Source organism: Geodermatophilus sp. SYSU D00779 (assembly GCF_054050595.1).
Genome location: NZ_JBJGZQ010000013.1, coordinates 78,159 through 96,570 on the forward strand (window position 1 = coordinate 78,159; position 18,412 = coordinate 96,570).

Here is an 18,412-nt window from a genome sequence, read left to right on the forward strand (position 1 = left end):
AGGCCTGCCGGCAGCTGCAGGACCGCCCCGAGGCCTGTGTCATCGAACGGCGCCCGACGACCGATTCCTGCGGGGGATCGCCGAGCTCGTCGTCCGACCGGGTGAACCCCACCGAGTGGCCCGGCGGCCGGCCGCACGCCCTGCCTACCTTGCTGCGGGTAGCTGACCGCCTCGGAGGTGACCATGCGCCGTCCTGTCATGATCGCCGTTGCCTGCCTGGCCCTGGCCGGGTGCGGCGGTGGCTCGCCGTCATTGGCTGACTGCCAGGACCAGGCGTTCTACGACGAGAACACCGAAGCCTGCCTGGACGTGGTTCGCGACTCCGTCGGTGAGGCGATCGCCGAGGCGGACGCCAACTCGGCAGCGGAGGAGGTCGACCGTGCGGGCGAGGGAGTGCCGGTCGTGGAGGGCCCCGTCACCGAACCGGGCACCTTCCCCGGTGACCTCACCGCCGAGGTCGTCGACGTCACCACCGCTGCCGAAGCCGACCCCTACGACCCTGCCAACGACACCCGTGTGCTGGTGACCGTCCGCTTCACCAACACCGGCACCGAGGCGTTCGCCTGGAGCAGCGACCCGAACGTCATCGACGCCGGCCCCGACGGGGACCTCTTCTACGGGGAGAACCGCTTCCCGGCCCACGCCTACTACAACGACCAGAACAACCTGCCCACGCAACTGGTGCCGGGCTCGTCGGCGGAGTGGACCGGGCTGTTCTACATGCCCGGCGCCGAGCTGGGCACGCTCGCCGTCTCGGTGTCTCCCGAGCGCGGCACCTTCCAGCCATGGACGTTCACCGGGGTCGGGACCCTGGCAGCCGGCTGAACCGCACGAGCCACAGTCGGGTCGCAGCACAACCCCGCGACACACCCGCCAGTTGGCTGCTGATCGGCGGGTGGCGACGACGGGCCCGACGACCCGCTGGCACACCGAGCGGTGGGCCAGCAACCTGCTGCGCGGCGCCCCCGCCGAGAAGCGCGCCTCGCAGACCCAGCTCGCTGCGCTGGCCGCGGTCGACCTGGAGATGCGCATCCGGCTGGACGCCGACCACGCCGCGATGGACCCCGAGCAGCAGCGTCGTGCGGTCTCACCCCCGGGCGGCCCGGCGGCGTCGCTGGTGCTCGCGGGCGCGGTCTCGGTCGCCGCAGTCGCTGCTGCTGCACCACTGGCAGCTGCGGTCGCGGCTGGTGCCCTCGAAGACCCTGCCGCACGCGGGGCTGACCGGGCGTGCTCCCGGCGAGATCGCCGATGTCGCACGCCTGGAGCCCTCGATCCGCGCGAGTCGGCCGATCTCGACGGACGGGGGATCGCGGGTGTTCAGGCTCGGACGGCGGCGGGGCCGACCTGGGCGAGCACGAACTCGACGACGGCGTCGTGCACCGCATCCCGGTCGTGCTCGTTGAGGACGTCGTGCAGGTCGCCGGGGAAGGTGCGCAGCGTCGCCCGGGGCAGCCGCGCGACCAGGGCCCGCGAGTCCTCGACCGGGACCACCGGGTCGGCCTCGCCGTGGAGGACCAGGGTCGGGATCGACGGCCGGCCCTCGGCCAGGCCCGTCGCCACCGCCGACCAGGAGTGCACCACCGCGTCCAGGGTCTGCGGCGGCACCGGACCGCGGTGCACCAACGGGTCGGTGCGCAGCGCCTGCAGGTACTCGGGGTGGGTGCTGAACGCCTCCGCCGGGTCGGGGGCGTCGACCTCGTCGGCGCCACCCTCGATCAGCTCCTCGACCCAGGGCAGGGGCTGGGCCGGTGGTGCGGACACCACCAGCGCCTGCGCCAGGTCGGGGGACCGCTGGGCCAGCAGCAGGGCGGCGACCCCACCCCCGGAGTGCCCCATGAGCACCAGCGGGCGGCCGGGGTGCTGGGCCTGCGCGAGACCGGTCAGGGTCCGCGCGTCGTCGACCTGGTCGTCCCGGCTGACCATCAGGTCGCGCTCGCCGTCACTGCGCCCGTGGCCGATGGCGTCCAGCGCGTGCACGGCGATGCCGGCGGCGGCCAGCCGGCGCCCCAGCACCTCGTAGAGACCGACGTGCTCGCCGAAGTCACCGTGGCAGAAGACGACGACGGCACGGACCTCGCCGTCGGGCAGCCAGGCGGTGTGGTGGACGCGGCCACGGGAGCCGTCGAAGAACGGCATCGCGCCTCTCCCTCCGGGTCGGGCGGACGGTCCCCGCTGCGGTGATCCTCCTCGCCGGCGGCGCGGGCGCGAGGGGCCCTCCGACCCTCACCGGGGGCGGCGCCCGGCGCCGCGTCACCCGACCGTGGTCGCCACCGCACCGGTCGCGATCCGCCGCCGACCTGGTCCGGCTCCGGCTGCCGTGAGGCGCCGCGGGTGTTGACACCCCGAGCCTGATCGGTCTTAAAGTAGCTTACCTTCTAAGCGAGCTGGGATCAGGATGAGTCGACGTGCAGCAGCCGGACGTGCGGACCTGGCGCTGATCGCGCGCCGGCACAGCACGGCCACGGTGCTGTACCACCACGCCGTCGCGGAGCGGCTCGGTCTCGGGCCCTCCGACCACAAGTGCCTGGACCTGCTGGTGCAGCACGGCGAGCTCACCGGCAGCCGGCTCGCCGCGATGACCGGTCTCACCACCGGTGCGGTCACCGGTGTCGTCCACCGGTTGGAGGCGGCCGGCTTCCTGCACCGCCGTCCGGACCCGACCGACGGACGACGGCAGCTGCTCCGACCCGTGCCGGACCGCGTGGCCGAGGTCGCCGCCGTCTTCGCCGAGGACGGGCCGGACCTCGACCGCCTCACCGCCGGGATGACCCGCGACCAGGTCGACGCGGTGCTCGCCTTCCTGTCCCGCGCGACCGACGAGCTCGAGGAGTGCGCGGTCCGACTCCGGGCCCGGGCGCTCCTCGACGGCGCACCCACCCACCCGGGACGAGCGGAGGAGGACGCCCCATGACAACCGCCGACAGGAGCGGGGACGCGGCGCTGCACGAGCTGTTCGAGCTCATGTGTGCCGCCTGGACGGCAGGCGACGCGGCCGCCTACGGGGACTGCTTCACCGAGGACAGCGACTACGTCTCCTACGACGGCACGCACGCCCGCGGTCGCCAGGCGATGGTCGACAACCACCACCGGCTGTTCACGGGCGTGCTGAGCGGCTCCGCACTCGTCGGCCGGGTCGAGTCGGTCCGGCACCTGCGACCCGGCCTCGCCGTGCTGCACGCGACCGGCTCCGTGCTGATGCCCTGGCGCTCGAGCCTGCCGGAGCGGCGCCTCTCACGGCAGACGCTGGTCGCCGTCGAGGAGGGCGGCGCGTGGCGGATCGCTGCGTTGCACAACGGCCGGGTCCGGCCGGTCACCATCCCGGGCCCGGCGTCCGTGCCGTCCCGGATGTCCGGGCGCTGACCGCGACGGCCCGCCGACTGGGCGTCGGGCACGCCCTCGGCAGGCGCTGAGTCCGGCAGCCGGCGTCGTGCCAGGGGCGAGCCGGCCGGGGTCCGAGGGACGGTGCGGTCGGGAGGGCTGCGGTCGCGCCGAGCCGGCCCGCCGGACTGCGGCCTCGCCCGACCGGGGCGCGGTGGGGGAGCGCGAGCGCTGCGGCCCCGGGCTCCTCGTGCGTGCTCAGACCCGGGTGTCCCGCTTGCCCCAGCCGAGCGCGGCGGTGAGCACGAAGAGGGCCAGGCCGACCACGGCGAGCCAGAACAGGCCCTCGATCACCGCGCCGACGACGGAGACCACCAGCCACACCACCAGCAGGAACCCGACGAGTCGCAGCACGGCGCACCTCCGGTGGAGCGGGGACCCGACCGATCGAGCCTAGGTCCGGAGGGCCCCGGTTCGGGGATCCGCGCGCCGGGCAGGATCGCGACCATGGCCTACACCGCAGCGGACGACCGCTACGACTCGATGACCTACCGGCGCACCGGCCGCAGCGGCCTGGACCTCCCGGCGGTCAGCCTGGGTCTGTGGCACAACTTCGGGGACGACGTCCCCTTCGACCGGCAGCGCGCGATCCTGCGACGCGCCTTCGACCTCGGCATCACCCACTTCGACCTGGCCAACAACTACGGACCCCCGTACGGCAGCGCGGAGGTCAACTTCGGCCGGCACCTGGCCGACGACTTCCGCCCCTACCGCGACGAGCTGGTCGTCTCGACCAAGGCCGGCTACGACATGTGGGCCGGCCCGTACGGCCAGGGCGGCGGCGGGCGCAAGTACGTGCTCGCCAGCCTCGACCAGTCGCTGCGCCGGATGGGCCTGGAGTACGTCGACGTCTTCTACTCCCACCGGCCGGACCCGACCACGCCGCTCGAGGAGACGATGGGCGCGCTGCACAGCGCCGTCCAGGCCGGCAAGGCGCTCTACGTCGGCATCTCGAGCTACGGCCCGGAGGACACCGCCAAGGCCGCGGAGATCCTCGCCGACCTCGGGACGCCGCTGCTGATCCACCAGCCGTCGTACTCGATGCTCAACCGCTGGGTCGAGACCGAGGGCCTGCTCGACACCCTCGAGGACGTCGGCGCCGGCTGCATCGCCTTCTCCCCGCTGGCCCAGGGGATGCTCACCAGCAAGTACCTCGACGGCGTCCCGGAGGGCTCGCGCGCCAGCCAGGGCAAGTCGCTGTCGACCGACCTGCTGACCGAGGAGGCGCTCGGGAACGTCCGCGCGCTCAACGGCATCGCCGAGCAGCGGGGCCAGACCCTGGCCCAGCTGGCCCTGGCCTGGGCGCTGCGCGACCCGCGCGTGACCTCGGTGCTCATCGGCGCGAGCAGCGTCGGCCAGCTGGAGCAGAACGTCGGCGCGCTCGAGCGGCTGGACTTCACCGACGACGAGCTCGCCGCGATCGATCAGCACGCCGTCGACTCGGGCATCGACCTGTGGGAGGCACCCCGGACGGCCTGACGGTCAGCCGCCGCGTTCGACGAGCGCGGCGAGCCGGTCCAGGGCCGTCCGCCAGCCGAGCTCGTTGTCCGCGGGGGCCACGGCGTCGGGCACCCCGTCGTGGACGGCGGTCAGCTCGGTCCCGCCGCCCGGGGCGTCGGCCAGCGTGATCGTGCTGGTCATCTCGCCCTGCAGCGCGGGGTCGGCGGTCTCGAAGACGTCCACCTCGACGACCAGCTCGCCGGGCACCAGGCGGACGAAGCGGCCGCGGTAGGTGTCGGTGTGCGCGCTCGTCTTGCCCTGCGGCCCGGGCTCGTCGTAGGTGAGCGAGACGCGCAGCGTGCCGCCCTCGCGCGCGTCGAACTCGTGCACCGCGCAGGTCATGCCCTCGGGCACCTTCCACCGGGCGACGGCGCCGGGGTCGAGCAGCGCCCGGTACACGGCGGCGCGCGGCGCGTCGACGTGCCGGCTCACCCGGGTGGTGGTCACGGCGGCCATCGTGCCCGTGAGGGACCGGCGGCGTGGCAGGGTCGGCCGCGTGGATCTCGACGAGGTGGCCGACGAGCTGTACGCGGTGCCGCCCGACGAGTTCGTCGCGGTGCGCAAGCAGCGCCAGGACGACGCCCGCGCCGCGGGGGACCGGACCCTCGCGCGGGAGATCGGTGCGCTGCCCAAGCCGACCGCCGCCGCCTGGGTGTGCAACCTGCTGGCGCGGGAGCAGCGCGCGGAGATCGAGGGGCTGGTCGAGCTCGGCGACCTGCTGCGCCAGGCGCAGGAGAGCCTGGCCGGCGACCAGCTGCGGGCGCTGGACCGCCAGCGGTCCCAGCTGCTGACCGCGCTCACCCGCCAGGCGGTCGCACTCGCCCGGGAGCACGGCGTGCGCGTCGGCGGCACCGTGGAGACCCAGGTCGCGGACACGCTGCGCGCGGCGATGGCCGAGCCGGAGGCCGGCGAGGCGCTGCTGTCGGGCCGGCTCACCGCTGCGATGTGCTACAGCGGCCTGGGGACGACGGGCAGCCGGCCGGCGCTGCGGCTGGTGCCACCGCGGCCCGAGCGGGAGGGGATCGGCGGTCGGTCGCGGTCCGGCACCGCGGCCGCCCGCCGACGCCGCGACGAGGACGCCCGGCGGGAGGCCGAGGAGGAGGCCCGCCGGCGCGAGGAGGAGGCGCGGCGGGCGGCCGAGGAACGTCGGCAGCGCGAGCTCGAGGAGGCGCGCCGGGCGGCGGAGGAGGCCACCGCGAGAGCCGCGGAGGCCGTCGCCGCGGCCGAGGAGGAACGGCACCGGGTCGACGACCTCGACGCCCGCCGGGCCGACCTGCAGGCGCGGGTGGAGGAGCTGACCGACGAGCTGGCCCGCACCGAGGAGGAGGCTGCGCAGACCGCCGAGGAGCTCAAGCGCGCCGAGCGGCACAGGCGCACCGCCGAGCGGCGCGCCACCGAGGCGACCGCTGCCCGCGACCGCGCGGTGACCGCGCTGCGGGAGCTCGAGGAGGGCTGAGCCCCGGGGTGCCGCCGGTGGTCACGCCGGTCGGGCGGTGGCGGAACTCCGTCGCGCGGGGTGCAGCAGCCCGATGGTCGCAGCGAGTGGTGCACAGGCGACGAACACCGCGGCGAGGCCGGCCGCCCCGGCGACGGCGCCGGCCAGGGGCGGGCCGACGACCAGCCCGAGGGACATGGCCAGCATGGCGGTGACGATCCCCGTGGCGGGCGCTCGCGGGACGAGGGCGTTGCTCCAGATCAGGAGCAACCCGAGGATCGCGATGAAGCCCGCGCCGTACAGGACCGCCGAGACGAGGACGAGGCCGGGTGCCGCGGCCAGGAGCAGGCAGGACGCGGCGAGCGTCCACGCCGTGGCCGTCAGCAGGCGGGGCAGCGAGGTCCTGGCCAGCAGCGCCCCGACGAGTCCCCCCGCGACGCCGCTGATCCCGACCAGGGTCTGGAAGACCCCGCCGCTGACCTCGCCCAGCGGCGCCTGGGCGGTGGCGACCTCGACACCGAAGGTCGCGTAGCTGCCCGCGACCACACCGGCGAGGAACGCGGCCAGCAGCAGCCGCCCTCCCTGCTCCCGCGCCACCCCCACCAGGCTGCGGGCCCCGGTGGCGCCGTCGGTGCGCTGGATCCCGTGGGGCAGGGTGCGCACCGCCCAGATCGTGACCAGGAGGGCCACGGCGGCGAAGGCCGACCACGCCACCCGCCAGGACCCCGTGGCCAGCAGGCTCACCGGCCCGGCCAGGGCGACGCCGTAGGCGGTGCCCGAGTTGACGACCCCGTGACCGCGTGCCCGGCGGTCCGCGGGCAGGTGCTCCTCGACCGCGGCCACGTAGGGGGGCCACACCAGGGCCGGGCTCGCGCCGGCGACGGCGACGCCGACTCCCAGGGTCAGGGGGCCGGTGGCCGCGGCGCACACCGCCATCCCCACGACGGCGGCCGTCCCCCCTGCCATCACGGTCGCGCGTGGCCCCGACCGGGACAGCAGAGCGGGGCAGGCCAGGGAGGCGACCAGGTAGCTGCCGTACCCGGTGCCGCCGATGACGCCCAGCTGGCCCCACGACAGCTCCAGGGAGGTCCGCATCTGCGGCAGCAGGAGTCCGTAGCCGTAGCGCGCGAGACCGAAGGCGACCGCCACCACCGCCAGTCCGGACCCGATCAGCGCCCACGGTGGGACGCGCTCGGCGTCCGGCGCGCTGACGGCCGGGCCGCCGCTCACGCCGGCCCGCCGTCGTCGGGTGGCCAGCAGTCCAGCGGGCAGCCCGGCGCCTGTCGGCACGCGGTCACGTCACACAGCCGGCAGGTGCGCAGGACCTCCGTCCGGCTGCTCGGCAGGGCGGCCACGAGATCCGGGAGCAGGTGCTCGAGCGCCGAGCGCTGGTCCTCGCCGAGGGCCTCCACCGTCTGGCGCACGGCTTCCTCGCGGGCGTGCAGCACCCGCCGAGCCGTCTCCCTGCCCGCCTCGGTCAGGCGCAGCTGGACGGTGCGCCGATCGGTGGGGCTCGGTGCGCGCGTCACCAGACCCTGGGCCGCGAGGCGGTCGACCAGGCGTACGCCGCCGGAGCCGCCCACTCCCACGACCGCGGCCAGGTCGGACACGGAGGTCTCCGGATGGCGGCCCAGGTGCACGAGGACGGCGGCCGCGGCCCCGCCCGCACCGCACGCCGCCTCGGTGGCCGCTGCCACCCGATCGGCGACCGCCAGCGCGAAGGCGCCGACCAGGTTCGTGAGCCGCTCCATGGGACCATCCTATGACTGACTCAGTCATACATCGACCCACGAGGGCGGGTCGGTCCGGCGGGGCCGTGCCGGGGTGTCCCCGGGGGCGCCCCGGCGCGTCCGGCCGTCCCCGGCCGACCTCCGCAGCCGGAGCCCCGGCGGCTCAACCCATCGTCTTCTGACCGTCCAGGGACTCCCGCAGGATGTCGGCGTGGCCGGCGTGCTGGGCGGTCTCGGCGACGATGTGCAGGAACACCCGGCGGGCCGAGCGGGTCGCGCCCGGCTCGAACCACGGCGCCTCCGGCAGCGGGTGCGACGCGTCGAGGTCGGGGAGCGTGCGCACCAGCTCGTCGGTGCGCCGCGCGACCTCCTCGTAGTGGGCCAGCACGCCGTCCAGCGTCTCGTCCGGCCCCAGCCGGAACTCCTCGGCCCACTTCGCCATCTGGTCCGGGTCGGTGGCCGAGGCCATGGCGGCGGGGCCGTTGACGATGAAGTCCACCCAGCCGGCCTCCTGGTGCGCGACGTGCTTCACCAGGCCGCCGAGCGTCAGCTCGCTGGCGGTGGTGCGCTGCCGCGCCTGCTCCTCGGTGAGGCCCCGGACGGTGAACCGGAGGAAGTGCCGGTGCGCGGCCAGCGCCTCCAGCAGGTCGGCCCGCTCGCCGGTGAGGGTCGTCGTCGTGTCCATGGGATCCGCCTCTCGGGTGTGCACCGTCGCTGACGAGGACCACGCTAGGGAGGACAGCGGCCAGATCCTGACCGCAGTGCGCGGCAGGATCGCCGCATGACCGATCCGTCCGCGCGGACCCTGCGTCTGCTCTCCCTGCTGCAGCAGCGCCGCTACTGGGCCGGCCCCGACCTCGCCGACCGGCTCGGCGTCTCGGTCCGCACGCTGCGCCGGGACGTCGACCGGCTCCGCGAGCTCGGTTACCCGGTGGAGGCCCGGCGCGGCGTCGACGGCGGCTACCAGCTCGCCCCGGGCGCCGCCCTGCCGCCGCTGGTGCTCGACGACGAGGAGGCGGTCGCGCTGGCCGTCGGCCTGCAGACCGCCGCCCAGAGCGCCGTCGCGGGGACGGCGGAGTCGTCGGTGCGGGCGCTGGCCAAGGTCGTGCAGGTGATGCCGACCCGACTGCGGCGCCGGGTGGAGGCGCTGCGCGCGGTGACCGACCCTGCGCCCTGGGCGGGCCCGCAGCAGCTCGTCGACCCCGAGGCACTCGCCGTCGTCGCCCAGGCCTGCCGCGACTGTGAGCGGCTGGGCTTCGCCTACACCGCTGCCGACGCCACCCCGTCGGACCGGCGGGTCGAGCCGCACCGGCTGGTCACCCTCGGCCGGCGCTGGTACCTGGTCGGCTACGACCTCGACCGCGGCGACTGGCGCATCTTCCGCCTGGACCGGCTGGCCCGGCCGCGACCGACCGGGGCCCGGTTCGCGCCGCGGCGGCTGCCGGCCGAGGACGCCGTCGCCTTCGTCCGGGCCGGCACGGCCGCGCCGACCTCCCCGACGCCGGTCGAGTTCCTCGTCGACGCGCCCGCCGACCGGGTGCGGGCGCGGATCGGGCGGTGGGCGCGCGTGGAGGACGACGGTCCCGGCCGCAGCCGGGCGCACATGGCGGCCGACGGGCTGGACTGGCCGGCCTTCGCGATCGGCACCCTGGGCGCGGAGGTCACCGTCGTCTCGCCCCCGGAGTTGTCGCACCTGCTGCACGAGTGGGGGCGTCGGTTCTGCCGGGCCGGTTCCGTCGTACCCCCGGGCGACCATGGGGACCGTCCCACCGAGGGGAGGTCACCATGACCCGCACCGTCACCAGCATCGAGGCGCTCGACCTGGAGATCGCTGTCGCCTACATCGCGCTCGGTGTCGCCCGCAGCGCCGCGGCCCGCAGCCCGTCGGGCGAGAACGCGCGACGGGTCGCCGAGGCCGAGGCCGACGTCGACGCCCTGCTCGACGAACGCCTCGCGGCCGCCTGAGGGACGGCCTGCCTGCCCTCCGCGACTCGTGGGAGGACCCCTCCCGAGCCCTGCGCGAGCTCCGGGCACGCCACGGGAGGGCCGGGAACGCCGGAGGGCGGCGGCCCGAGGTCGCTGCGCTGCGGGCCCCGAGACCCCGACCTAGCGTCGGCCCATGACCGCAGCCGCACCCCGCATCGCCATCGTCACCGGCTCCGAGTCGGGCATCGGCCGGGCCACCGCCGTGGCCCTCGCCGACGCCGGCTGCGACCTCGGGATCACCTGGTACCGCGAGCGCGAGGCCGCCGAGGCCACCGCCGAGGAGGTGCGGGCGCTGGGCCGCCGCGCCGAGGTCCGGCACGTCGACCTCACCAGGCTGCCGCAGGCCGCCGACGTCGTCGACGAGCTGGCCGACGCTCTCGGCGGGGTCGACGTCCTGGTCAACGACGCCGGCACCGGGCACATGTCGACCGTCCTCGACACCGACTTCGCCACCTGGCGCGAGGTGCTGGCCACCGACCTCGACGCCGCGTTCCTCTGCCTGCAGCGGGCCGCGCGGCGCATGGTCGCCGCCGGCCGCGGCGGGCGGATCGTCAACGTCACCAGCGTCCACGAGCACCAGCCGCGGGTCGGCGCGGGTGCCTACTGCGCGGCCAAGGGCGGGCTCGGCCTGCTCACCCGGGTCGCCGCGATCGAACTGGCCGAGCACGGCATCACGGTCAACGCGGTCGCGCCCGGTGAGATCTCCACCCCGATGACCGGCCAGGAGGACGAGGACCCGACCGCCCCCGGGCACGAGCGGCCCGGCGTCCCGCTCGGCCGTCCCGGCGACGCCCGCGAGGTGGCCGCCGTCATCGCCTTCCTGGCCTCGCCGGAGGCCTCCTACGTGACCGGGACCTCCTACGCCGTGGACGGCGGCATGCTGCAGATGGGGCCGATGGCCGGCTCGCACCTGGCCTCCGACGACTGGCGCCGTCCCTGACCGGCGTGCGCGGCCGACCGGGACGAGTGGCCGGACCGGCGGCGTCAGGCGCCGCGCTTGCGGCGCTTCTCGCGGTACAGGTCGGTGTCGGCGCGGACCAGCAGGTCGGCGAGGGTGTCGCCGGGCCGGGCGGTCGCCGTCCCGGCCGACCAGGCCGCGGGGTGGGCGGCGCGCAGCCGGGCCAGCAGGTCCGCGGCGCGGGCGGCGTCGGTGCCGGGCAGGCTGAGCACGAACTCGTCGCCGCCGTAGCGGCCCAGCAGGTCCGACAGCCGCAGCCGCGCGCTCCACGCGGTGGCCAGTTCCTGCAGCAGGGCGTCGCCGGCGCGGTGCCCCGCCTGGTCGTTGACCGCCTTGAAGTCGTCGAGGTCGATGAGCACCACCGTGAACGGCTCGTCGCTGCGCAGCGCGTGTGCCAGGCCGCGGTCGGCCGCCGCCTGCCAGGCGCGCCGGTTGGCCAGCCCGGTCAGCGGGTCGGTGGCCGCGGCCCGGTGGAGGTCGCCGGAGATGCGCGACTGCACCTCGGTGAGGACGACGACGGTCACCACCGTGGTCAGCCACACGGGCAGGTACCCGGTGGGCGCCGCGGCGACGGCGCCGGCCGTGGTCAGCGCGAGCAGCACCGCGACGTGGACGCGTGCCGCCCGGCGCGAGAAGAAGTGCCCGCTGAAGACGCCGACCGACACCATCGCCGGTCCCAGCCCGACGATCCCCACCGCGGTCGACGCGCGCCAGGTGAGCAGGCCCAGCGCCGCGGAGGCCACCAGGACCGCTGCGTGCAGCACCCACGGCTCCGGCCGGTCGCGGTGCAGCCACAGCACGACCGACCCGGCGGCGGCCAGCCCGGCCAGGCCCCACAGCAGCGCGACCGGCGACCGGTCGGACACCGGCACCAGCGCCCCCACGGCGCACAGCACCGCGCTCACCGCGTAGAGCAGTGCGAGCAGCGCGGTGCCGCCTGGCCGCAGCGTGTGCATGGATCCCCCGTTCGTCCGGGCCAGGATCAGCTGCCCGGACGACGCCCCGCAGCGCTGCGTCACCGACCCGACCCCATGGGGGGAGGCACCACCGCCCGTGTGGGCGACACCAGGTCTCGTGCCGTCGTCCTCCCGCTACGCAGGGTCACCCCCGGTGAGCTCCGTGGGGACGGTGATGACGTCGACCATCGCGCCGCGGCGGTGCACGGTCACCGGCAGCGGCCGGCCGATCGCCTCGTCGAACAGCAGCCGCTGCAGGCTCTGCGCCTCGGCGACCGGCCGCCGCCCCGCCTCGAGCACCAGGTCGCCGGCCTTGAGCCCGGCCCGGTCGGCCGGCGAGCCGGGGACGACGTCGACGATCCGCAGCCCCCGCCGCCGCCCGGTGCGCTCGGCGAGCGCCGCCGGCAGCGGAGCGGGCGTGCTGACCAGGCCGAGGTAGGCGCGGCGCACCCGGCCGTCGCGCACCAGCGCGTCCACGATCCGCCGGGTGGTGTCGTTGACCGGCACCGCGAGGCCCAGCCCCCAGCCGGCGACGGCCGTGTTGACCCCGACCACCCGGCCGGCGGAGTCGGCCAGCGCCCCGCCGGAGTTGCCGGGGTTGAGCGCGGCGTCGGTCTGGATGACGTCCTCGACCACCCGGGCGGTGCGCCCGTCGCGGGTGGGCAGCGACCGGCCCAGACCGCTGACCACGCCCGCGGTCACCGAGCCGGCCAGCCCCAGCGGGTTGCCGACCGCGACCACCAGTTGGCCGACCCGCAGGGTCGCGGCGTCCCCGAGCTGCGCCGGCGGGGGAGTGGCGCCCCGCGCCCGGACGACGGCGAGGTCCGACAGCGGGTCGGCGCCCACGACGTCGACCGCGGTCTCGCTGCCGTCGGCGAACACCGCCCTCCCCGTGCGGGACCGCCCGACGACGTGGGCGTTGGTCAGCATCAGCCCCTCGCCCGGGACGACGACCGCCGAGCCCGCGCCACCGCCGCCCCCGGGCGCGGTCACCTGCAGCGCGGCGACGTGCGGGGTGAGCTCGGCGGCGACGGCGGTGACCACCCGGGAGTAGGCGTCGAGCGCCGCCTCGTCGACGGGGCGCGAGGTGTCCGGCTCCGGCAGCACGCCCATGGCGCACCTCCTCGATTACGCGATTACAGCTCCAGTGAACTCCGGCACGGACACCTGCGGGAGCGGTCATGCCGTGGGCGAACGGCGGCCCGATACTGGCCCGGTGACGATCCCGGCGACCATCCCGGCGGCGGTCCGCCGAGCAGCGGCGGAGCAGGCGTGGCAGCAGCTGCGGCCGGCGGTGGCGGCCGAGGCCGTCGCGGCCCTGGGCCCGGCCGAGGGCGACACGTTCCTCGCCCGCGCCGACCTCGCGCTCCACGACGTCCACGAGCCGCTGGCCACCCTCTACGGGGACGCGGCCGACGAGCTCCTCGCCCGCGCGCTGCGCACCGCCCTGGCCGCCGCGGTCGAGCGCCCCGAGCAGCTGCGCCGCATCGACCGGCGCCGCGAGGTCGACCCGGCGTGGTTCCAGCGCTCCCGCGTGCAGGGCTACGTCTGCTACGTGGACCGGTTCTGCGGCACCCTCGACCGGCTGCCGGAACACCTCGACCACCTCGCCGAGCTCGGCACCACCTACCTGCACCTCATGCCGCTGCTGCAGCCGCGGCCGGGGGAGAACGACGGCGGCTACGCGGTGGCGGACTACCGCGCGGTCGACCCCCGGCTGGGCACGATGGCCGACCTCGAGGAGGTCGCCACGGCCCTGCACGACCGCGGCATGGCGCTGTGCATCGACCTGGTGCTCAACCACACCGCCCGCGAGCACGCCTGGGCGCAGGGCTGGCTGGCCGGTGACCCCGCGTACGCCGGCTTCTACACGGCCTTCCCCGACCGCACGCTGCCCGACGCCTACGACGCGACGATCCCCGAGGTCTTCCCCGACCGGGCGCCGGGGTCCTTCAGCTGGGTGCCGGAGGCCTGCGGCGGTGCGGGCGGCTGGGTCTGGACGACGTTCTGGCCGTACCAGTGGGACCTGGACTACGCCAACCCCGAGGTCACCCTGGCGATGCTCGGGGAGATCACCTGGCTGGCCAACCGCGGCGTCGACGTCTTCCGGATGGACGCCGTCCCGTTCATGTGGAAACGGCTGGGCACCAGCTGCCAGAACCAGCCCGAGGGGCACAGCCTGCTGCAGCTGCTGCACGCGCTGACCCGGCTGGCCGCCCCCGGCGTCATCTTCAAGGCGGAGGCGATCGTCTCGCCCGACGACCTCGTCGGCTACCTCGGCGGGCACGACCGCTACCGGCCCGAGTGCGAGCTGGCCTACCACAACCAGCTCATGGTGCTGCTGTGGAGCAGCCTGGCCACCGGCGACGTCCGGTTGGCCCGGCAGTCGCTGCGCCGGATGCGGCCGATCCCGCCGAGCGCCACCTGGTGCACCTACGTGCGCGGCCACGACGACATCGGCTGGGCGGTCGCCGACGAGGACGCCGCCGCGGTCGGCCTCGACAGCTTCGCGCACCGCCGCTTCCTCAACGACTTCTACGCCGGCCGCTTCCCCGGCTCCTTCGCCCGCGGCGCGCTGTTCCAGGAGAACGAGGTCACCGGCGACGCCCGGGTCTCCGGCTCGGCCGCGTCGCTGTGCGGCATCGAGGCCGCGCTCGAGGACGGCGACGACGCGGCGCTGGACGCCGGTGTCCGCCGGCTGGTGCTGCTGTACGCGGTCGCCTACGCGTACGGCGGCATCCCGCTGCTGTACATGGGCGACGAGCTGGCCCTGCGCAACGACGCGGGTTACCTGGCCGACCCCGCGCTCGCCCCGGACAACCGCTGGATGCACCGCCCGCCGATGGACTGGGACGCCGCCGCCCGCCGCCGCGACCCGGCGACCCTCGAGGGCCGGGTGTGGCGGGAGATCCGCCGGCTGGGCGAGGTGCGCCGCGCGCAGCTGGCGCTGCGCGGCGGGGTCGAGTCGGTGGTGGTGGACGCCGGCAGCGACGCCGTCCTCGTCTGGCGGCGCAAGCACCCGCGCAGCGGCGCCTTCGTCGGGCTGGCCAACTTCTCGCCGTCGCCCCAGGCCGTGGACGCCGACACCGTCACCGGCTTCGGCAGCTTCGAGCAGGTCCACGGCAGCGACGGCGTCCTCCCGGTGCGCGACGGGCGGGTCGTCGTCCCCGGGCTCGGCTTCGCCTGGTACGCCGAGCCGTGACCGGGCCGACGGTGCCTCCGGGCCACCCGCCGCCGACCACCGCCGGGGCCACCGTCGGTGTCGAGGAGGAGTTCCACCTCGTCGACCCCGACACCCTCGCGCTCACCCCGAGCGCGACGGTCGTGCGGGCTGCCCTCGCTGGCGACGCGGGGGAGCACGTGCACCCCGAGATCGTCACCACGCAGCTGGAGACCTCCACCGGGGTCTGCACCACGCTGGCCGAGCTGCGCGCCCAGCTGGCCGCCACCCGCGCCGAGGCCGCGGCGGCCGCCGCCCGCGACGGGCTGGTGCCGTTCCCCGCCTCCACCCACCCCTTCGGCACCTGGCGCGAGCAGCGGATCACCGGCGCGCCCCGGTACGAGGCGATGGTCGAGCGCTGGGGCGGGCTGGCCGACCGGCAGGACATCTGCGGCTGCCACGTGCACGTCGGCGTGCCCGACCTCGGGACGGCGGTGGCGGTGATGGACCGCGCCCGCCCCCACCTGCCGGTGCTGCTCGCGATGACCGGCAGCTCGCCCTTCCACGACGGCGCGGACACCGGCTACGAGTCCTGGCGCACGCTGTGGTGGTCGCACTGGCCCAACGCCGGGCCCCCGGAGCCGATGGGCACCGAGCAGCGGTTCCGCGAGGTCCTCGACGGGCTGGTGCGCTCCGGGGTCGTCGAGGACGGCCGGCACCTGTACTGGGACGTGCGGCCGTCCGCGCGCTGGCCGACGCTGGAGTTCCGGCTGGCCGACGTCTGCACTGACCTCGACGCCGCCGTCCTGCACGCCGCGCTGGTCCGCTCGCTGGTGCGGGTGCTCGCCGCTCGCGCGGAGCGCGCCGAGCCGGTTCCCGAGGTGCGCCCCGAGCTGCTGCGCGCCGCCCGCTGGCGGGCCGCCCGCGACGGGCTGCGCGGCGAGCTGTTCGACCCGGTGCGCGGCGAGCCCGTCGCCGCGCGGCACGCCGTCGACGCGCTGGTCGCCGAGCTCGCCGAGGACCTGCGCGCGCACGACGAGGAGGACGAGGTCGCCGCGCTGCTGGACCGGCTGTGGGCGCACGGCACGTCGGCCACCCGGCAGCGCGACACCTGGGTCGCCACCCGTGACCGCCGGGCAGTGGCGGCCGCGGTGGTGCGGGACGGCGTCGGCGGCGTCGGGTGAGACGAGGCCTCCCGGGGTAGGGGGCGGCCATGACCGAACCGCGACCCCTCGCCCTCGTCACCGGCGCCTCGAGCGGCATCGGCCTCGAGCTGGCCCGCCAGTTCGCCGAGCACGGCTTCGACCTCGTGGTCAACGCCGAGGACGCCGAGCTCACGACCGCCGCCGAGCAGCTGCGCGCCGCCGGCACCACGGTGCAGACGGTGCAGGCCGACCTGCGGACTGCCGAGGGCGCGCAGGCCGTGTACGACGCGGTGACCGCCACGGGGCGCCCGCTGGCCGCGGCGGCGCTCAACGCCGGTGTGGGGAAGGGCGGGCCGTTCGTGGAGAACCCGCTCGAGGACGAGCTGGCGATCATCGACCTCAACGTCCGCTCGACCGTCGTCCTGGCCAAGTCCGTGCTCCGGGACATGGCCGCGCGCGGCGAGGGCCGGGTGCTGTTCACCTCGTCGGTCGCCTCGACCATGCCGGGCCCGTACCAGGCGGTCTACAACGCCTCGAAGTCGTTCGTCCAGTCGTTCGCCGAGGCGCTGGCCACCGAGCTGCGCGACACCGGGGTGACGGTCACCTCGCTGATGCCCGGCCCCACCGACACCGAGTTCTTCGAGCGCGGCGACCTGACGGACACGAAGCTCGGCCAGGGCCCCAAGGACGACCCGGCCCAGGTCGCGAGGCAGGGCTTCGAGGCCCTGATGGAGGGGGAGACCAAGGTGCTCGGCGGCTCGCTGCTGAGCAAGGCCCAGGCCGTGGTCAACTCCGTGCTGCCGGACCGGCTGAAGTCCGCCGGCCACGCGAAGATGGCCGAGCCCGGCGGCGCGGAGTAGGCCATGACCGGCGTCCGGGACCTGGCGCTGCCGCTGCGCGACCCCGCCGACCTCGACCCGGTGCTCGAGCGGGTCGGCGACGCGCGGATCGTGGCGATCGGCGAGGCGAGCCACGGCACCTCCGAGTACTACGCCTGGCGGGCCGCGCTGACCCGCCGGCTGATCACCGAACGCGGCTTCGGCTTCGTCGCGGTGGAGGGCGACTGGCCCGACTGCTCCCGGGTCGACCGGTCGGTCAAGCTGCGGCCGGGTGCCGACGTCGACCCGCGCGACGCCCTCGACGCCTTCTCCCGCTGGCCGACGTGGATGTGGGCCAACGACGACGTCGTCGACTTCTGCCGCTGGCTGCGCGACGTCAACGCCGGGCGCCCGGAGGACGAGCGGGTCGGCTTCTACGGTCTGGACGTCTACAGCCTCTGGGACTCGATGCACGAGCTCGTGGGCTGGCTGCGGGAGAACGAGCCCGAGCACGCGGAGACCGCGCTCCGGGCGCTGCGCTGCTTCGAGCCCTTCGGCGAGGACGGCGCCGAGTACGCCTTCGCCTCCCGCTTCGCCCCGACCAGCTGCGAGCAGGCCGTCGTCGACCTGCTGCACCACCTGTGCGAGGAGCGCGGGCGGCGAGAGGCCGAGGACGACCCCGAGGCGCGCTTCTCCGCCGAGCAGAACGCCGCGGTCGTCGTCGACGCCGAGCGCTACTACCGCGCGATGGTGCGGGGCTCGGCGGAGTCGTGGAACGTGCGCGACGTGCACATGGTCGACACCCTCGACCGGCTGCTCGCCCACCACGGCACAGGGCCGCACCCGCCCAAGGCCGTCGTCTGGGAGCACAACACCCACATCGGGGACGCCCGCGCCACCGACATGGCCGACGCCGGCATGACCAACGTCGGGCAGATGCTGCGTGAGCGGCACGGCGTCGACGACGTCGTCCTGGTGGGCTTCGGCGGGTACCGCGGCGGCGTCATCGCCGGCAGCGAGTGGGGCGCGCAGATGCAGCGGATGCCGGTGCCCGAGGCCCGGCCCGGCAGCCTGGAGGCGCTGCTGCACGAGGAGGTCGGCCGCGACGCGCTGCTGGTCTGGTCGCGCGACGGCTCCCCGCCGGCCGAGCTCGAGCGCCGGCTGGACCACCGGGCGATCGGCGTGGTCTACCGGCCCGAGCGGGAGAAGTGGGGCAACTACGTGCCGACCGTGCTGGGGGAGCGCTACGACGCCTTCCTGTACCTGGAGGACACCTCGCCCCTGCAGCCGCTGCACCTCGAGCGGGCCGACGAGCACGTGCCGCCGTTGGCGCACGCGGTCTAGCG

At 75.7% G+C, this 18,412-nt stretch carries 21 protein-coding genes; 12 read left to right on the forward strand and 9 right to left on the reverse strand.

What is annotated here, in order from left to right; genetic code table 11:
- Window positions 1–183: 183 nt before the first annotated feature.
- Window positions 184–825, forward strand: a complete 642-nt coding sequence (locus ACI79G_RS12310; protein ID WP_456881413.1) for a hypothetical protein — start codon at window positions 184–186, stop codon at window positions 823–825.
- Between the two features lie 262 nt (window positions 826–1,087).
- Here ACI79G_RS12310 and ACI79G_RS12315 read toward each other — a convergent pair whose 3' ends face one another.
- Window positions 1,088–1,321 carry a CGNR zinc finger domain-containing protein gene (locus ACI79G_RS12315; protein WP_456881492.1) on the reverse strand — a complete coding sequence of 78 codons (234 nt, stop codon included), beginning with the start codon at window positions 1,319–1,321 and terminating at the stop codon, window positions 1,088–1,090.
- The gene (locus ACI79G_RS12320) at window positions 1,318–2,136 is read right to left on the reverse strand and encodes an alpha/beta fold hydrolase (RefSeq protein ID WP_456881414.1); all 819 of its coding nucleotides are present in this window, start codon (window positions 2,134–2,136) and stop codon (window positions 1,318–1,320) included. Before ACI79G_RS12320 ends, ACI79G_RS12315 begins: the two co-directional genes overlap by 4 nt.
- Window positions 2,137–2,395: 259 nt before the next feature.
- On the opposite strand from ACI79G_RS12320, the gene ACI79G_RS12325 reads away from it, so the two are divergent.
- Together ACI79G_RS12325 and ACI79G_RS12330 are read left to right on the forward strand one after the other, a co-directional pair.
- On the forward strand, window positions 2,396–2,911 hold the full coding sequence (locus tag ACI79G_RS12325) for a MarR family winged helix-turn-helix transcriptional regulator (protein ID WP_456881415.1): 516 nt from the start codon (window positions 2,396–2,398) through the stop codon (window positions 2,909–2,911).
- The gene (locus ACI79G_RS12330) at window positions 2,908–3,360 is read left to right on the forward strand and encodes an SgcJ/EcaC family oxidoreductase (RefSeq protein ID WP_456881416.1); all 453 of its coding nucleotides are present in this window, start codon (window positions 2,908–2,910) and stop codon (window positions 3,358–3,360) included. The genes ACI79G_RS12325 and ACI79G_RS12330 overlap by 4 nt, the downstream gene beginning before the upstream one ends.
- A 216-nt stretch (window positions 3,361–3,576) precedes the next feature.
- On the opposite strand, the gene ACI79G_RS12335 is transcribed toward ACI79G_RS12330, so the two are convergent.
- The gene (locus ACI79G_RS12335; RefSeq protein WP_456881417.1) at window positions 3,577–3,732 is read right to left on the reverse strand and encodes a hypothetical protein; all 156 of its coding nucleotides are present in this window, start codon (window positions 3,730–3,732) and stop codon (window positions 3,577–3,579) included.
- A 93-nt stretch (window positions 3,733–3,825) separates the two neighbouring features.
- Here ACI79G_RS12335 and mgrA point away from each other — a divergent pair, with 93 nt between their 5' ends.
- Window positions 3,826–4,857 (forward strand): L-glyceraldehyde 3-phosphate reductase, encoded by a 1,032-nt coding sequence (mgrA, locus tag ACI79G_RS12340; RefSeq protein ID WP_456881418.1) that lies wholly within the window; start codon window positions 3,826–3,828, stop codon window positions 4,855–4,857.
- A 3-nt stretch (window positions 4,858–4,860) separates the two neighbouring features.
- Here mgrA and ACI79G_RS12345 read toward each other — a convergent pair whose 3' ends face one another.
- Window positions 4,861–5,334 (reverse strand): SRPBCC family protein, encoded by a 474-nt coding sequence (locus ACI79G_RS12345; RefSeq protein ID WP_456881419.1) that lies wholly within the window; start codon window positions 5,332–5,334, stop codon window positions 4,861–4,863.
- Window positions 5,335–5,374: 40 nt separating this feature from the next.
- Between ACI79G_RS12345 and ACI79G_RS12350 the strand changes: the two genes are divergently transcribed.
- The gene (locus ACI79G_RS12350; protein ID WP_456881420.1) at window positions 5,375–6,334 is read left to right on the forward strand and encodes a hypothetical protein; all 960 of its coding nucleotides are present in this window, start codon (window positions 5,375–5,377) and stop codon (window positions 6,332–6,334) included.
- A 21-nt stretch (window positions 6,335–6,355) separates the two neighbouring features.
- Here ACI79G_RS12350 and ACI79G_RS12355 read toward each other — a convergent pair whose 3' ends face one another.
- The 3 genes from ACI79G_RS12355 to ACI79G_RS12365 all read right to left on the reverse strand — a co-directional run bounded on the left by ACI79G_RS12355 (window position 6,356) and on the right by ACI79G_RS12365 (window position 8,728).
- Window positions 6,356–7,603: an MFS transporter gene (locus tag ACI79G_RS12355; protein WP_456881421.1), complete on the reverse strand. Its 1,248-nt coding sequence runs from the start codon at window positions 7,601–7,603 to the stop codon at window positions 6,356–6,358.
- Window positions 7,540–8,064 carry a MarR family winged helix-turn-helix transcriptional regulator gene (locus tag ACI79G_RS12360; protein ID WP_456881422.1) on the reverse strand — a complete coding sequence of 175 codons (525 nt, stop codon included), beginning with the start codon at window positions 8,062–8,064 and terminating at the stop codon, window positions 7,540–7,542. The genes ACI79G_RS12355 and ACI79G_RS12360 overlap by 64 nt, the downstream gene beginning before the upstream one ends.
- 142 nt (window positions 8,065–8,206) lie before the next feature.
- Window positions 8,207–8,728, reverse strand: coding sequence for a DinB family protein (locus ACI79G_RS12365; RefSeq protein ID WP_456881423.1), 522 nt, complete (start codon window positions 8,726–8,728; stop codon window positions 8,207–8,209).
- Window positions 8,729–8,824: 96 nt separating this feature from the next.
- Between ACI79G_RS12365 and ACI79G_RS12370 the strand changes: the two genes are divergently transcribed.
- The 3 genes from ACI79G_RS12370 (at window position 8,825) to ACI79G_RS12380 (ending at window position 10,969) form a co-directional block, all read left to right on the forward strand.
- Window positions 8,825–9,832, forward strand: a complete 1,008-nt coding sequence (locus ACI79G_RS12370) for a helix-turn-helix transcriptional regulator (protein WP_456881424.1) — start codon at window positions 8,825–8,827, stop codon at window positions 9,830–9,832.
- Window positions 9,829–10,008, forward strand: coding sequence for a hypothetical protein (locus ACI79G_RS12375; RefSeq protein ID WP_456881425.1), 180 nt, complete (start codon window positions 9,829–9,831; stop codon window positions 10,006–10,008). The genes ACI79G_RS12370 and ACI79G_RS12375 overlap by 4 nt, the downstream gene beginning before the upstream one ends.
- Before the next feature lie 154 nt (window positions 10,009–10,162).
- Complete coding sequence (locus ACI79G_RS12380; RefSeq protein WP_456881426.1) at window positions 10,163–10,969, forward strand: SDR family oxidoreductase; 807 nt, start codon at window positions 10,163–10,165, stop codon at window positions 10,967–10,969.
- Between the two features lie 44 nt (window positions 10,970–11,013).
- Here ACI79G_RS12380 and ACI79G_RS12385 read toward each other — a convergent pair whose 3' ends face one another.
- Together ACI79G_RS12385 and ACI79G_RS12390 are read right to left on the reverse strand one after the other, a co-directional pair.
- Window positions 11,014–11,943, reverse strand: coding sequence for a GGDEF domain-containing protein (locus ACI79G_RS12385; RefSeq protein ID WP_456881427.1), 930 nt, complete (start codon window positions 11,941–11,943; stop codon window positions 11,014–11,016).
- Window positions 11,944–12,078: 135 nt separating this feature from the next.
- Complete coding sequence (locus ACI79G_RS12390; RefSeq protein WP_456881428.1) at window positions 12,079–13,056, reverse strand: S1C family serine protease; 978 nt, start codon at window positions 13,054–13,056, stop codon at window positions 12,079–12,081.
- 103 nt (window positions 13,057–13,159) lie between these two features.
- Here ACI79G_RS12390 and ACI79G_RS12395 point away from each other — a divergent pair, with 103 nt between their 5' ends.
- Genes ACI79G_RS12395 through ACI79G_RS12410 form a run of 4 tightly spaced genes read left to right on the forward strand, consistent with a single transcriptional unit; the run spans window position 13,160 to window position 18,410 of the window.
- Window positions 13,160–15,145, forward strand: a complete 1,986-nt coding sequence (locus ACI79G_RS12395; protein WP_456881429.1) for an alpha-amylase family protein — start codon at window positions 13,160–13,162, stop codon at window positions 15,143–15,145.
- Entirely contained in the window at window positions 15,142–16,287 is a 1,146-nt protein-coding gene (locus tag ACI79G_RS12400; protein WP_456881430.1) for a carboxylate-amine ligase, read from the forward strand. Before ACI79G_RS12395 ends, ACI79G_RS12400 begins: the two co-directional genes overlap by 4 nt.
- Before the next feature lie 29 nt (window positions 16,288–16,316).
- The gene (locus ACI79G_RS12405) at window positions 16,317–17,108 is read left to right on the forward strand and encodes an SDR family NAD(P)-dependent oxidoreductase (protein WP_456881431.1); all 792 of its coding nucleotides are present in this window, start codon (window positions 16,317–16,319) and stop codon (window positions 17,106–17,108) included.
- 3 nt (window positions 17,109–17,111) lie between these two features.
- Window positions 17,112–18,410 (forward strand): erythromycin esterase family protein, encoded by a 1,299-nt coding sequence (locus tag ACI79G_RS12410; protein ID WP_456881432.1) that lies wholly within the window; start codon window positions 17,112–17,114, stop codon window positions 18,408–18,410.
- Window positions 18,411–18,412: the final 2 nt, after the last annotated feature.